Here is a 13,283-nt window from a genome sequence, read left to right as displayed (position 1 = left end):
CGCGTGCACGATCGGCGCGGTCGGTCTCGGGATCAGTCTTCCGGCGTCGACTCGTCGAGGTTCGTCATGGCGAGCACGTCCAGTCGGCGATCGAGTTCGGCCTCGGTGAGCCCGTCCCCGATCAGTCCACGGTCGATCACCGTCTGTCGGATCGTCTTCTTCTCCTTCAACGCCTGCTTCGCGACCGCCGCGGCCTCCTCGTACCCGATCGCCGAGTTCAGCGGCGTCACGATCGACGGCGACGACTCGGCCAGCGTGCGCAGGTGCTCCTCGTTGGCCTCGAGTCCCGCGATGCAGCGGTCGGCAAACAGTCGAGAGACGTTGGCGAGCAGGCGGAACGACTCGAGGAGGTTGCGGGCCATCACCGGGATGTAGACGTTCAACTCGAACGCCCCCGCGGCGCCGCCCCACGCGACGGCCGCGTCGTTGCCGACCACCTGTGCCGCGACCTGGGTGACCGCCTCGGGCAGAACGGGATTGACCTTGCCGGGCATGATCGAGCTCCCCGGCTGCAGGTCCGGCAGCCGGATCTCCCCGAGACCGGTCAGCGGGCCGGACCCCATCCACCGGATGTCGTTGGCGATCTTGGTCAGGGACACCGCCACCGTGCGCAACGCCCCCGACGCCTCCACCAGGCCGTCCCGGGCGGCCTGTGCCTCGAAGTGGTTGCGAGCGGGGGTCAGGGCGTCGATCCCGGTGGTGCGCACCAGTTCCGCGACCACGCGGGGACCGAAGTCGTCGGGCGCGTTGAGGCCCGTGCCGACCGCGGTGCCACCGATGGGAAGCTCACCGAGCCGCGGCAGCGTCGCCAGGACCCGCTCGATGCCCGCCTCGATCTGGTGGGCGTAGCCGCCGAACTCCTGCCCGAGCGTGACCGGGACCGCGTCCATCAGATGCGTGCGTCCGGACTTGACCACCGTCCGCCACTGGGCGGCCTTGTCGAACAGGGCGAGTCGTAGATGGTCGAGCGCGGGCACCAGGTCCTTGATGGCGGCCTCGGTCGCGGCGACGTGGGTGGCCGTCGGAAAGGTGTCGTTCGACGACTGCGACATGTTGACGTCGTCGTTGGGGTGGACGGTCACGCCGGCCTTCTCGGCGAGGCTCGCGATGACCTCGTTGGCGTTCATGTTCGAACTGGTGCCGGAACCCGTCTGGAACACGTCGATCGGGAACTGGTCGTCGTGACGGCCGTCGGCGATCTCGGTCGCGGCGGCGATGATCGCGTCGGCCTTTACCGGCGCGAGCAATCCGAGATCCTTGTTGACCTGCGCGCAGGCCGCCTTCAGCAGGCCCATCGCGCGGATCTGCGTGCGTTCGAGCCCGCGGCCCGAGATGGGGAAGTTCTCGACTGCTCGCTGCGTCTGCGCACGCCACAGGGCGTCGCTCGGGACGCGGACCTCGCCCATCGTGTCGTGCTCGATACGGAACTGCGGATGGCTGCTGTCAGTCATGGATCCAGCTTGCCACCGCGGGAACGCCGAAGGGTCCCTTCGTGCGCTGCGCGCGCACGGAGGGACCCTTCGGCTGGAACTACGGGTGGCCGATCAGGGCATCGGCGGCTGCGCGCCGTCGACGCCGTCGAAGTTGATCGACGAGAACTCGTGCAGCTTCTCGAGGCGGTGGTAAGCCTCGATCATGCGGACAGTGCCGGACTTGCTGCGCATGACGATCGACTGCGTCGTCGCGCCGCCACCGTAGTAGCGCACACCCTTCAGCAGGTCGCCGTCGGTCACGCCCGTCGCGCAGAAGAAGATGTTCTCGCCGGTGACCAGTTCCTCGGTCCGCAGGACGCGGTCCAGGTCGTGGCCGGCGTCGAGGGCCTTCTGGCGCTCGGCCTCGTCCTTCGGGGCCAGCTTGCCCTGCAGCGCGCCGCCCATGCAGCGCAGTGCGGCCGCGGCGATGATGCCCTCCGGGGTGCCGCCGATACCCAGCAGCATGTCCACGCCGGAATCGGGGCGGGCGGTCGCGATCGCGCCGGCGACGTCACCGTCGGAGATCAGGCGGATGCGGGCACCGGTCTCGCGGATCTCGCGGATGATGTCCGCGTGGCGCGGACGGTCGAGGATGGTCACAGTCGTGTCCGACACGGCGCGGTTCTTCGCCTTCGCGACGCGCCGGATGTTCTCGGCGACACCCGCGGACAGGTCGATGACGTCGGCGGCCTCGGGGCCGACCGCGATCTTGTCCATGTAGAACACCGCGGACGGGTCGAACATCGCGCCGCGCTCGGCGACCGCGAGGACCGCGATCGAGCCCGGAGCGCCCTTGCTCATCAGCGTGGTGCCGTCGATCGGGTCGACCGCGACGTCGCACAGCGGGCCGTCGCCGTTGCCGACCTCCTCGCCGTTGTAGAGCATCGGGGCTTCGTCCTTCTCGCCCTCACCGATCACCACGACGCCCTGCATCGAGACGGAGCTCACCATGTGACGCATGGCATCGACGGCGGCCCCGTCGCCGCCCTCCTTGTCACCCCGACCGACCCAGCGGCCGGCAGCCATGGCGGCGGCTTCGGTGACTCGCACCAACTCGAGAGCGAGGTTGCGGTCCGGGGCCTCGCGGCGACTCGATGGGGTGCTGGCCGTCATGGGCAGTGCCTCCTGCTGCAGTCAAGGTCGGCGCGATGTGTTGGCCGACACTTCGGGGCGGTCGACCGCGGTGCGGTCGGGCCGTGGATTCGGTGGACGAATCTCGAGGGTGATTCTCTCAGAACCGGAGGATGCGTGGCCTGCTGGGCCACCCGGAGCCGGGAACAGGAATACTGGACACCGTGCCCGAGAAGAAGCCCCGCATCCTGCAGAACGGCCAAGACATGGCGTGGTCACTGATCCCGCTGGTTCTGGCGTGTCTGCTCATCGCGGGCATCGCGACCCAGTGCTCGTTCAGTCCGGGCGGTCCCAAGCAGGGACCGATCCCCAGCTTCGACGCCGAGGCGGCGTTCAAGTACGACTCGCGCGAGCTGGGATTCCCGATCCGCCAGCCGGAGATTCCCGAGGGTTGGACGCCGAACTCGGGTTCCCGGAGCATCGTCACCGGTAACGGCGGCGGCGACTCGAGCAACATCGGTTTCATCACCGAGGCGGGCCGGTACATCCAGCTGACACAGAGCGACGCCTCCGAGGAGGCGCTGGTGCCGTTCATCGCCGGCGAACCCCGGTACGCGACCGGCACCGAGCAGGTCGGTGACCACACGTGGGACGTGTTCGGAGGCGACGGCGTCGAGGCCATCTGGGTCAGTGACTTCGGCGACACCCGGATCCTGATCACCGGGCCGGCCCCGGCGGACGAGTTCACCAAGCTCGCGACCGCGGTCGGGTCGGTCGAGCCGCTGCAACGGTAGCCGCCTACTCGGCCTACTCGGCCTACTCGGCGTCGTCCTCGTCGGCGTGCGCGAGCGCGTCCTCGACCCGCTTGCGGGCTCCGGCGAGGTGCTCCTCGCACCGCTTCGCGAGGGCCTCGCCGCGCTCCCACAGCGCGAGCGATTCGTCCAGGTCCAGGCCGCCCAGCTCGAGGGTCTTCACGACGACGACCAGTTCGTCCCGGGCCGCCTCGTACCCGAGTTCGGCCACATCTGCGTTGCTCATGACTCTCTTCCCATCACGGCGGCGCGCACCGCGCCGTCGGCCAGTCTGACTCTGATCTGCGTGCCGGGCGGTGCGTCGTCCACCGATCGCAGCACCTCGGGCTCGGTGTCGCCGAGCACCTTCTGCACCACCGCGTAGCCGCGGGCGAGGGTGGCGGCGGGCCCGAGCGTGGTCAGCCGCGCCTGCAGGTGCGCGACCGTCGTCGATTCGGCGTCGATCGCCCGGGTGACGTCCCGGCGCGCGGCGTCCCGCAGGCGCTCCACCTCCTCGGCGCGGCGGTCGATCCCGGACAGGGGATCGGCGAGCGCCGGACGGCTGCGCAGCTGCGCGACGAGGTGGGACTCGCGTTGCACCCAGTTCCTCAGGGCCGCCGCGCTGCGCTCGCGGAGATCGGTCACCAGGGCCTGCTCGGCGACGGCGTCGGGCACGACCCGCTTGGCGGCGTCGGTGGGGGTGGCGGCGCGCAGGTCGGCGACGTGGTCGCTGAGGGGGCTGTCCGGCTCGTGGCCGATCGCACTGACCACCGGCGTCGTGCACGCGACGATCGCGCGGCACAGCGTCTCGTCGGAGAACGGCAGCAGGTCCTCGACGCTGCCGCCGCCGCGGGCGAGGATGATGACGTCGACGCGCGGGTCCCGGTCGAGTTCCGCGAGCGCCTCGATGATCTGCGGGACCGCGGTCGGGCCCTGCACGGCGGTGTTGCGGACCTCGAATCGGACGGCCGGCCACCGGCGCTGCGCGACGCTCAACACGTCGTGTTCGGCGGCGCTGGCCCGGCCGGTGACCAGACCGATCGTGCCGGGCAGGAACGGCAGCGGACGCTTGAGCCGCGGATCGAACAGGCCCTCGGCGGCCAACAGTGCCCGCAGCCGCTCGATCCGGGCCAGCAGCTCACCGATGCCGACGGCGCGGATCTCCGTCACCCGCAGCGACACCGTGCCGCGGCCGGTGTAGAACGACAGCTTGCCGAACATCACGACGCGGCTGCCCTCGGTGAGCGGCACCGGGGCGTCGCGCAGGAGTTGCGGCGAGCACGTCACCGACAGCGACATGTCGACCGACGGGTCGCGCAGCACCAGGAAGGCCGTCCGGGTGCCCGGCCGCGCGTTGATCTGGGTGATCTGGCCCTCCACCCACACGCTGCCGAGACGGTCGATCCACTGGGCGACCTTGGTGGAGACGGTGCGGACCGGCCACGGCTGCTCGGCCGTGCTCGGGGACGGGCCGCCGGAAGCGGGGCGCGCGGACGTCACTTGGCTTTGGCGGAGGTGATGCGGTTGGTGAGCATCGTCTGGAACGGCGCCCGGGCGGCGGTGCGCTCCTCGTACTCGAGCAGCGCCGTCAGGTCCTCCACCGACAGCGACCGCAGCCGCGACCGCAGCTGGGCGAGCGTGAGGGCCGCGTAGTCGAGTTCCTCGGCGATCTCGGGAACCGGCACGTCCGGGGTGGTCGGCGCGGCGTCGGGATTCTCCACCCGGTCCGCGGCGTCGCCTTCCTCGGTGGGGTTCATCGAGTACAGCGCGAACCGGCCCGGCGAGGACGGACGCTCGGTGGCGTCGGCCTCGGACGGGGCCTCGACGTCCACCTCACCGTCGGTGTCGAAGTCGGCGCGGTCCTCGTCGAACACCGCCCACGACGGTTCTTCCTCGTTGCGGTCGAGGAGGCAGAACGCCTGGTCACCCTTGATGGCGAGCGCGGTCATGGACTGCTGGACCCGCATCGTGGTCTGCAGCACCTGGCTGACAGCGGTCATCGGCAGCGTCATGGCGGTGGACGGCAGCTTGAGCGCCTCTTCGTACGCCGTGATGGCCATGCCGGCGGCGACGCGCGCCATGAACGGGGGACGGATCATGCTCACAGCCTGCCTCACGACGGCGCTATTTGGTAGCCGACGGACCGATGATCCGGCCCGGGAATCGCGCCCCGACGTGTGCTGGAGCGGAGGCCGGTGGCGTGCACCGTACGCTGGTGTCATGTCTTCGGCAGTTCCTCTCAATCTGGGTATCGCCCGATCCGCCGGTGCCGACGCCGCCGATCAGGGCAAGCGGGTTCTCCTGGCCGAACCTCGCGGCTACTGTGCGGGCGTCGACCGCGCGGTCGAGACCGTAGAGAAGGCCCTCGAGAAGCACGGCGCGCCGATCTACGTGCGCAAGGAGATCGTGCACAACCGGCACGTCGTCGACACGCTCGCCGAGCGCGGCGTCGTCTTCGTCGACGAGACCGACGAGGTGCCGGCGGGGTCGGTGCTGGTGTTCTCCGCGCACGGCGTGTCGCCCGCGGTCCACGCCGCCGCCGCCGAGCGGAACCTGCACACGATCGACGCCACGTGCCCGCTGGTGACGAAGGTCCACCAGGAGGCCAAGCGGTTCGCGCGCGACGACTACGACATCCTGCTGATCGGGCACGAGGGCCACGAGGAGGTCGAGGGCACGGCCGGTGAGGCCCCCGATCACGTGCAACTCGTGGACGGCCCCGACGCGGTCGAGAACGTCACGGTGCGCGACGGCGCCAAGGTCGTCTGGCTGTCGCAGACGACGCTGTCGGTCGACGAGACGATGGAGACGGTGCAGCGGCTGCGGCAGAAGTTCCCGCAGCTCGAGGACCCGCCGAGCGACGACATCTGTTACGCCACGCAGAACCGTCAGGTGGCGGTGAAGGCGATGGCCCCGGAGTGCGACCTGGTGATCGTGGTCGGGTCGCGGAACTCGTCCAACTCGGTGCGACTGGTCGAGGTGGCGCTGGGTGCCGGCGCGCGCGCCGCGCACCTGGTCGACTACGCCCGCGAGGTCGATCTCGAGTGGCTCGACGGTGTGCGTACCGTCGGCATCACATCGGGCGCGTCGGTGCCGGAGATTCTGGTCCGCGGCGTCATCGACCTGCTGGCCGAGCAGGGCTTCGCGGACGTGCAGTCCGTGACCACGGCCAACGAGACGCTCGTCTTCGCGCTGCCGCGGGAACTGCGCGCCGCCCGCAACTGACGACCGACCGACGAAGGGAATGCCCCGGGACGAATGTTCGTCCCGGGGCATTCCCTTGTGCGTTCGGCTTGTCCGTCTACCGGTCGAGCGGGGGTTCGCGCCGTTCCCGGTAGCGCACCCGCGGTGCCGGGCGCGGCGGCGTGTCCATCGCCGGGCGGGAGCGGGCCGGGATCGGGTCGCGCTGGATCGGGTCGCGGTCGCGGGCGATCGGCTCGCCGTACACGGTCTCGCGTCGTGGGCCCTCGCGCCGCACCGGCTCGCGGTAGCCGCCGTCGCGCCTACCGTATCCGGGCACGTGCGCGGTGACGGGCTCGTGGGCGGGTCGGGCCGGGCGCGGATCGTTCGCCGGGGCGCGCCGCGGTCGGGGGCGGCGGTCCATCGGAGTCTCGTAGTCCTGCGTCTCGAAGTCCGGTGTCTCGTGGTCGTCTCGTCGTGCGCCGTCGCCGCGTCGCGATGCGGCCCGCGACGAGCGAGCGGCGGTGCCGCGACGACCTGCCGACGACTCGGAGCGAGCGGTTCGGGCCGGGGCGCGCCGGGACTTGGAGCGCGCCGGGGCACCCTTGCCCTGCTGGACGAAGAACACCCGCGCGCCGGCGATCAGAGCCACCACGACGGTCGCCGCCAGCATCAACGGGAATCGGTTGACCAAGGGATACGCGACGTTGAGCGCGAGGTCCTTGATGCCGGTACCGGTGCCGCCGGTGAGGAACTGCTGAGCGAGGGGAACCGCGACGAACAGCAGCAGCGGGGGCTGGACGACGGCGGTGAACAGGCCCCGGTAGCGAACGGCGAGCACCGCCAGGACGCATCCGAGGAAGTACATCATCGAGAATGTCGACGTCAGTTCGTCGCCCGACATGGTGTCGAGAGCGAAGCCGATGAAGGTCAACCCAGCGGCGACGACGACAGCCCCCCAGGCAGGTACACCGGGAACGGTGGGGAGGGCCGATCGTTGGTCGAGCGGCACCCCGGAACGAGCACGTTGGGTTGCGGACACACTTCGACAGTAGTCGCTGACGGTCGGCTTGCTTTGTTGGCGGGACCGGCGAACGCCGAGAATTCGCTGAGAATCCACAGCTTGACAGGGTCGATGGTCGCGTCCGACCGACATGTCCGATTCGGTGACCTGTCGGTCGGGTGCTCTACCGTCGTTCGCCATGAGGATCCTGCACACTTCCGACTGGCACGTCGGGCGCACCTTCCACGGCGTCGACCTGCTTGCGGACCAGTCTCGGGTGCTCGACGCGATCGCGGATCTGGTCGTCGCCCACGATGTCGACGTCGTGGTGGTACCGGGGGACGTGTACGACCGTTCCATTCCGAGCGCCGACGCGGTCGCAGTGTGCAACAGGGGGTTCGAGGCGATCCGCGCGGCGGGCGCTGTGATTGTCGCCACGTCGGGCAATCACGACTCGCCGGTGCGACTCGGCGCCGGCGCGGCCTTCTCGGCTGCGGGCGGCCTGCACCTGCTCACCCGGGTGGGGGCGCTGGACACGCCGGTGATGCTCGACGACGAGCACGGGCCGGTCGCGTTCTACGGCATCCCGTACCTCGAGCCCGAGATCACCCGTGCCGAGTTGGGGGCACCCCAGGCGCGGTCCCACGCCGACATCCTCGACGTCGCGATGACGCGGATCCGTGCCGACCTGGACGCACGGCGGGCGGTGGCGCCCGGGCTGCGCTCGGTGCTGTTGGCGCACGCCTTCGTCGTCGGCGGGGAGGCGACCGGGTCGGAGCGCTCGATCTCCGTCGGCGGCGTGGAGACGGTGTCGGCGGCGGCGTTCGACGGCGTCGACTACGTGGCGCTCGGGCACCTGCACTCGCCGCAGACCCTGGCCGAGAACGTCCGCTACAGCGGGTCGCCGTTGCCGTACTCGTTCGGCGAGCGGTCGCACCGCAAGGCGGTGTGGCTGGTCGACGTCGACGCGTCCGGTCTCGCCGGGGTGGAGCGGATCGAACTACCGGAGGTGCGCGGCCTCAGCCAGCTCACCGGCACCCTCGACGAGTTGCTGCACGACGCGGCGTTCGCGTCGGCGGAGGACCACTACGTGTCCGCGGTCCTCACCGACCCGTTGCGCCCCGTCGATGCCATGCGGGCGCTGCAGGCCCGCTTCCCGTTCGCGGTTCACATGGAATGGCAACGCCCCGAAGGTAATCCGGAGCTCCGCTACCGAGAGCGGGTCCGTGGCCGCTCGGATCTCGAGGTGGCCGAGGGCTTCCTGTCGGACGTGCGCAGCGAGGCGAGCACGGGGGAGATCCGGCTGCTCGAGGACGCACTGCGCAACGCGACGGCCGCCGAGTCGGTGTCGGTCGCCGGCGACGAACCGGCCGACGTGCTGGAGGCATCGGCGTGAGGCTGCACAACCTCGAGGTCACGGCGTTCGGCCCGTTCGCCGACACCGTCACGGTCGACTTCGACGAACTGGGCGCGGACGGGCTGTTCCTGCTGCACGGGCAGACCGGCGCCGGCAAGACGACGATCCTCGACGCGGTCGCGTTCGCGCTGTACGGCACGGTGCCGGGCGCCCGCAAGGAGGGCAAGCGGTTGCTGTCGGACCACGCACCCGCCGGTTCGGTACCGACGGTGACGCTGGAGGCGACCATCGGGGGACGACCCCTGCGCATCACCCGCAGCCCCGAGTACGAACGCCCCAAGAAGCGCGGTTCGGGGACGCTCACCGAGAACGCGAAGGCGACTCTCACGTGGCTCGACCGCAAGGGCGAGAACCTGTCCCGCATCCCGGACATCGCGCGCGAGGTCGAGCGTCTGCTCGGCATGACCGCCGACCAGTTCTTCCAGGTGGTGCTGCTGCCGCAGGGTGAGTTCGCCAAGTTCCTGCGGGCCGACAACGAGGAACGCGGCAAACTGCTCGAGAAGCTGTTCGACACCACGCGGTTCAAGTCCGTCGAGGACTGGTTCGTCGACCGCAAGAGGGCCAGCACGGCGCGGGTCGAGGACCACCGCAAGCAGGTGGACCTGCTGGTGGCGCGGGTGTCGACCGCGGCGGGTATCGAACTCGGGGCCGACGGCGACCCGCTCACCTGGTCGCGACGGCTGCTGGACCAGGCCGTCGAGACGGCCGATCTCACGTCGGTGGAACTCACCCGGGCCCGCGCCGCCGAGGACAAGGCCCGCGGTGCGGCGCTGGAGGCGAGGCGGGTGCGCGAGCTGCAGACCCGACGCGACCGCGCCCGGGCGGCGCTGGCCGAACTGGAGGCCGGGGCTGCCGAGCGTGATGCGCTGGCGGCCGAAGTGGATCGCGCGTCGCGGGCCGCCGTCGTCGCCGCGGCCGCCGCCGAATCGGACGCCGCGGCACGGGAAGCCGATTCCGGGGCGTCCCGCGCCCGCGTGGTCGCCGATCGGCTCGGTGCGTCCGAGGACGGCGCGGGTCTGGTCGCGACGCTGTCGTGGCCGCAGACGGCGGCCGATCGTGACGAAGTCCGGGCGCAGGGGCGGGAGTGGGCCGCGGAGGTGGTCCGGCTGGACGGCCTGCTCGTCGAGGCCCGCGCCGTGGAGCAGCTCGAGCGCGACGTCTCCGAGATGCGCCGTGGCAGTGCGGATCTGGCCCGGCGAGCCGAGAATCTGGCGGCCGACCGTGCCGAGTGGCCCGAAGTGCTCGGTGCGGCGGAGGAAGCGCTGCGTGCCGCCGAGCAGGCGCAGGCGTCGCTGCCCGCGCTCGAGGAGGCGGCCGCCCGCGCCACCGATGCTTCCGTCGCTGCCGAAGAATTGGTCTCGGCCAGAACAGCTCTGGAGGAGCGTCGCGGGGCGGTCGCGGGTGCCCGCGACGCGCACCAGAACGCGCGAGACCGACTTCTCGACCTGCGCGAGCAGCGAATCACGGGCATGGCGGCCGAGCTGGCCGCGCAGCTCGTCTCGGGGGAGAAGTGCGCCGTGTGCGGCTCGGTCGATCACCCCGAGCCCGCGCGGCCGGGCGACGCGACGGTCACCAAGGAGGACGAGGAGGCGGCCCGGCTCGCAGAGCAGCGGGCCGCCCGGGTGCTCGAAGCGGAGACGGAGCGGCAGTCACAGCTCGAGCGGACGGTCGATCTGCTGGCCCAGCGCGGCGGCGACGGCGATCGCGACGAGCTGCGGCGACTGCGCGAGACCGCCGCCGCGGCGGTCGAGCGGGCACGATCGATCGCCGCCGGCCTCGCGCGTGCGTCCGCATCGGTGAGCGAACTCCGTTCCCGCGGTGCACAGTTGGACGAGCAATCCCGCGCGGTCGCCACCGAGCGGGCCGCGCTCGACACCCGCATCGAGGCCGCCGAGGAGCAGGTGCTGTCGCTGCGCACCAGGCTGTCGGAGGCGGCCGGCGGGGACCGCAGCGTGCAGGCCCGCCGGGACCGGTTCGACGACCTCGCGACCCGGGCCGCGGAACTGCTCGACGCGCGGGACCGGGCCGCGACGCTCGCCGCGGCCGCCGCCGACCTCGCCGCCCGAGTGCAGACCGCCACGAGCGACGCTGGTTTCGCCTCGCTCGCCGAGGCGTCGGCGGCGGTCCGCCCGGCCGCCCGGATCGGGCAGATCGAGGCCGTGCTCACCGCGGCCCGTGACCGCCTCGCGGCCGCCCGCGGGGTGTTGTCCGAGCCCGACGTGGTGGCGGTCGCCGACCTCGAACCGGTCGACACCACGGTCCCCGAAGCGCACGCGCGTGAGGCGGCGACGGCGGTCGAGAACGCGGCGGCCGCGGCGGCGGAGGCGGACACGAGACGCGGGAACCTCGAGCGACTCGTCGCGCACCTGGAGGAGACCATGACCGCGCTCGGGCCGGTGCTCGCGGCACACGACGAACTCGCCGGACTGGCCGACGTGGTGGCCGGGCGCGGCCAGAACTCGCGCAAGATGTCGCTGCGGTCGTACGTGCTCGCGTCGCGGCTCGAGGAGGTCGCGGTGTCGGCGTCGGCGCGGCTGCGCCGCATGTCCGCCGGGCGGTACGAGTTCGTCCACTCGGACGAGGCGGGCTCACGCGGCCGACGCGGCGGACTCGGGCTCGACATCCGTGACGACTACACCGGCGTGGTCCGGTCGGCGAAGACGCTCTCCGGCGGCGAGTCCTTCCTGGCGTCGCTGTCGCTGGCACTGGGTCTCGCGGACGTCGTGGCCGCCGAATCGGGCGGCGTCGTGCTCGACACGATGTTCATCGACGAGGGCTTCGGCACGCTGGACGCCGACACCCTGGACCTGGTGATGGGCGTCCTCGACGAACTGCGGGCGGGTGGACGGGTGGTCGGGATCGTCAGCCACGTCGACGAGATGCGGCAGCGGATCCCGAGCCGGCTGCACGTCGTGCGCGGCCGGACCGGGTCCACTCTGGAGATGATCGCCGGCTAGGCCCGGCCGGGTCCCGACGAGTTGGTGTCGACGTCGACCACGGGGCCCGGGACGGTGTCCGCGATCGGGCTCGGCTCCGAGGTCTCCGGTTCGCCGACATGCTCGGTGACCGTGCCGTCCGCGGTGGCGTCGGCGGCGTCGAGCAGCGCGTCCTGCTCGAGTCGGTGGTCGATCTGCTCGCCCAGGTACCGGATCACCACGGCACCGACCGCGGCGACCGGGACGGCGAGGAAGGCGCCGACGATGCCGAACAGCGAACTGCCGGCGGCGACCGCGAGCAGCACCACGACGGCGTGCAGCTTCATGCTCTTGCTCTGCAGCACCGGCTGCAGGACGTTGCCTTCGATCTGCTGCACCGCGATGATGATCGCCAGCACGATCAGCGCGGTCGTCACACCGTTGGCGACGAGCGCGACGAGGACCGCGAGCGCGCCGGCGACGAACGCGCCGACGATCGGAATGAAGCCGCCGATGAAGGTGAAGATCGCCAGCACGGGCGCGAGCGGCACGCCGAGGATCAGCAGACCGGCGCCGATGAACACCGCGTCGATGAGGCTGACGAGCGCCTGGGTGCGGATGAAGCCGCCGAGGGTGTCCCACATCCGGCCCAGCACCTCTTCGAGGTGACGTCCGGCGCGGCCGCCGCCGACGCTGTGCAGCCACGGGATGAACCGCGGGCCGTCCTTGACGAAGAAGAACGCCAGCACCAGCACGAGGCCGAGCGTGACGAGCATCGAACCGGCGGTGGTGACGCCGCTGAAGACGCCCGACGCGATGGCCGTGCCGCTCTCCTGGATCTTCGTCGTGAGCGCGTGGATCGCGGTGTCGATCTGCTCGTCCTGCAGATTGACCGGCGGGCCCTTCAGCCAGTTCTGCACCTGCTGGACGCCCTGGGTGGCCTTGTTCGTCAGTTCCGGTGCCTGGTCGACGACCGACGGCACGATCAGCGCCACGATCCCGCCGAGCAGCGCGAAGAAGACCAGCAGGGTGATCGATGCCGCGCCGGCCGGGGGGACGCCGCGCCGGGTGAGCGCGCGGGTCGGCGGCCACAGCACCGTGGAGACGATGATCGCGAGAAGCACCGGCAGCGCGATCACCCACAGCTTCTCGAAGATCCAGCCCACGACGATCGCGCCGAGGGCGATCGCGGCGATGCACAGCGACCATTTGGCGAGCCACATCCCGCCGGCCCCGATCACCTCGCCGCGGTCGCGCATGCGGGTGACCGCGGAGGGTTGATCGATCTTCTTGACGCTCACAGCGCGGGGGTCCTTCCGGCGATCGGCTGACAGTCTTCGTCGAATCTACGCATTTCTCCTCGAATCGGCGCGATCAATCGATCCGGTCACGGCGCGGTTAAAGCCGACATCAGCGCTGCGGGCGAACGTAGGA

At 71.2% G+C, this 13,283-nt stretch carries 11 protein-coding genes; 4 read left to right on the top strand and 7 right to left on the bottom strand.

Annotation, left to right across the window (positions count from 1 at the left end; genetic code table 11):
- Positions 1 to 32 precede the first annotated feature (32 nt).
- Both EGT67_RS05180 and glpX read right to left on the bottom strand, forming a co-directional pair.
- Positions 33 to 1,451, bottom strand: coding sequence for a class II fumarate hydratase (locus EGT67_RS05180; RefSeq protein WP_127914991.1), 1,419 nt, complete (start codon positions 1,449 to 1,451; stop codon positions 33 to 35).
- 93 nt (positions 1,452 to 1,544) lie between these two features.
- A complete protein-coding gene (gene glpX / locus EGT67_RS05175) occupies positions 1,545 to 2,585 on the bottom strand; it encodes a class II fructose-bisphosphatase (protein WP_127914990.1) in 1,041 nt (346 codons plus the stop codon).
- A gap of 182 nt (positions 2,586 to 2,767) precedes the next feature.
- Between glpX and EGT67_RS05170 the strand changes: the two genes are divergently transcribed.
- Positions 2,768 to 3,337, top strand: a complete 570-nt coding sequence (locus tag EGT67_RS05170) for a DUF4245 domain-containing protein (RefSeq protein WP_206612287.1) — start codon at positions 2,768 to 2,770, stop codon at positions 3,335 to 3,337.
- 22 nt (positions 3,338 to 3,359) lie between these two features.
- Here EGT67_RS05170 and EGT67_RS05165 read toward each other — a convergent pair whose 3' ends face one another.
- The 3 genes from EGT67_RS05165 to EGT67_RS05155 are packed head-to-tail and all read right to left on the bottom strand — an operon-like array spanning position 3,360 to position 5,433.
- Positions 3,360 to 3,581 (bottom strand): exodeoxyribonuclease VII small subunit, encoded by a 222-nt coding sequence (locus EGT67_RS05165; RefSeq protein WP_127914988.1) that lies wholly within the window; start codon positions 3,579 to 3,581, stop codon positions 3,360 to 3,362.
- Positions 3,578 to 4,834 (bottom strand): exodeoxyribonuclease VII large subunit, encoded by a 1,257-nt coding sequence (xseA, locus tag EGT67_RS05160; RefSeq protein WP_127914987.1) that lies wholly within the window; start codon positions 4,832 to 4,834, stop codon positions 3,578 to 3,580. The genes EGT67_RS05165 and xseA overlap by 4 nt, the downstream gene beginning before the upstream one ends.
- Entirely contained in the window at positions 4,831 to 5,433 is a 603-nt protein-coding gene (locus tag EGT67_RS05155) for a lipid droplet-associated protein (protein WP_127914986.1), read from the bottom strand. The genes xseA and EGT67_RS05155 overlap by 4 nt, the downstream gene beginning before the upstream one ends.
- 121 nt (positions 5,434 to 5,554) lie before the next feature.
- On the opposite strand from EGT67_RS05155, the gene EGT67_RS05150 reads away from it, so the two are divergent.
- The gene (locus EGT67_RS05150; RefSeq protein ID WP_127914985.1) at positions 5,555 to 6,559 is read left to right on the top strand and encodes a 4-hydroxy-3-methylbut-2-enyl diphosphate reductase; all 1,005 of its coding nucleotides are present in this window, start codon (positions 5,555 to 5,557) and stop codon (positions 6,557 to 6,559) included.
- A 76-nt stretch (positions 6,560 to 6,635) separates the two neighbouring features.
- Here EGT67_RS05150 and EGT67_RS05145 read toward each other — a convergent pair whose 3' ends face one another.
- Positions 6,636 to 7,556, bottom strand: a complete 921-nt coding sequence (locus EGT67_RS05145; protein WP_206612286.1) for a DUF6542 domain-containing protein — start codon at positions 7,554 to 7,556, stop codon at positions 6,636 to 6,638.
- 160 nt (positions 7,557 to 7,716) lie between these two features.
- Here EGT67_RS05145 and EGT67_RS05140 point away from each other — a divergent pair, with 160 nt between their 5' ends.
- The gene (locus tag EGT67_RS05140) at positions 7,717 to 8,913 is read left to right on the top strand and encodes an exonuclease SbcCD subunit D (RefSeq protein WP_127914984.1); all 1,197 of its coding nucleotides are present in this window, start codon (positions 7,717 to 7,719) and stop codon (positions 8,911 to 8,913) included.
- Complete coding sequence (locus EGT67_RS05135) at positions 8,910 to 11,891, top strand: AAA family ATPase (RefSeq protein WP_127914983.1); 2,982 nt, start codon at positions 8,910 to 8,912, stop codon at positions 11,889 to 11,891. Before EGT67_RS05140 ends, EGT67_RS05135 begins: the two co-directional genes overlap by 4 nt.
- Here EGT67_RS05135 and EGT67_RS05130 read toward each other — a convergent pair.
- Positions 11,888 to 13,108 (bottom strand): AI-2E family transporter, encoded by a 1,221-nt coding sequence (locus EGT67_RS05130; RefSeq protein ID WP_127915304.1) that lies wholly within the window; start codon positions 13,106 to 13,108, stop codon positions 11,888 to 11,890. The genes EGT67_RS05135 and EGT67_RS05130 overlap by 4 nt on opposite strands.
- Between the last annotated feature and the right edge of the window lie 175 nt (positions 13,109 to 13,283).

The organism is Prescottella agglutinans (genome assembly GCF_004011865.1).
In the GTDB taxonomy this organism is placed as follows: Bacteria; Actinomycetota; Actinomycetes; order Mycobacteriales; family Mycobacteriaceae; genus Prescottella; species Prescottella agglutinans.
This window is presented reverse-complemented; position numbering and strand designations above follow the sequence as displayed.

What these genes read in the sequence shown, in the direction of transcription:
- EGT67_RS05130 (WP_127915304.1), bottom strand. Translation starts at nt 13,108, where the DNA reads ATGCGCGACCGCGGCGAGGTGATCGGGGCCGGCGGGATGTGGCTCGCC.
- EGT67_RS05180 (WP_127914991.1), bottom strand. Translation starts at nt 1,451, where the DNA reads ATGACTGACAGCAGCCATCCGCAGTTCCGTATCGAGCACGACACGATG.
- EGT67_RS05165 (WP_127914988.1), bottom strand. Translation starts at nt 3,581, where the DNA reads ATGAGCAACGCAGATGTGGCCGAACTCGGGTACGAGGCGGCCCGGGAC.
- EGT67_RS05155 (WP_127914986.1), bottom strand. Translation starts at nt 5,433, where the DNA reads ATGATCCGTCCCCCGTTCATGGCGCGCGTCGCCGCCGGCATGGCCATC.
- EGT67_RS05150 (WP_127914985.1), top strand. Translation starts at nt 5,555, where the DNA reads ATGTCTTCGGCAGTTCCTCTCAATCTGGGTATCGCCCGATCCGCCGGT.
- EGT67_RS05140 (WP_127914984.1), top strand. Translation starts at nt 7,717, where the DNA reads ATGAGGATCCTGCACACTTCCGACTGGCACGTCGGGCGCACCTTCCAC.
- glpX (WP_127914990.1), bottom strand. Translation starts at nt 2,585, where the DNA reads ATGACGGCCAGCACCCCATCGAGTCGCCGCGAGGCCCCGGACCGCAAC.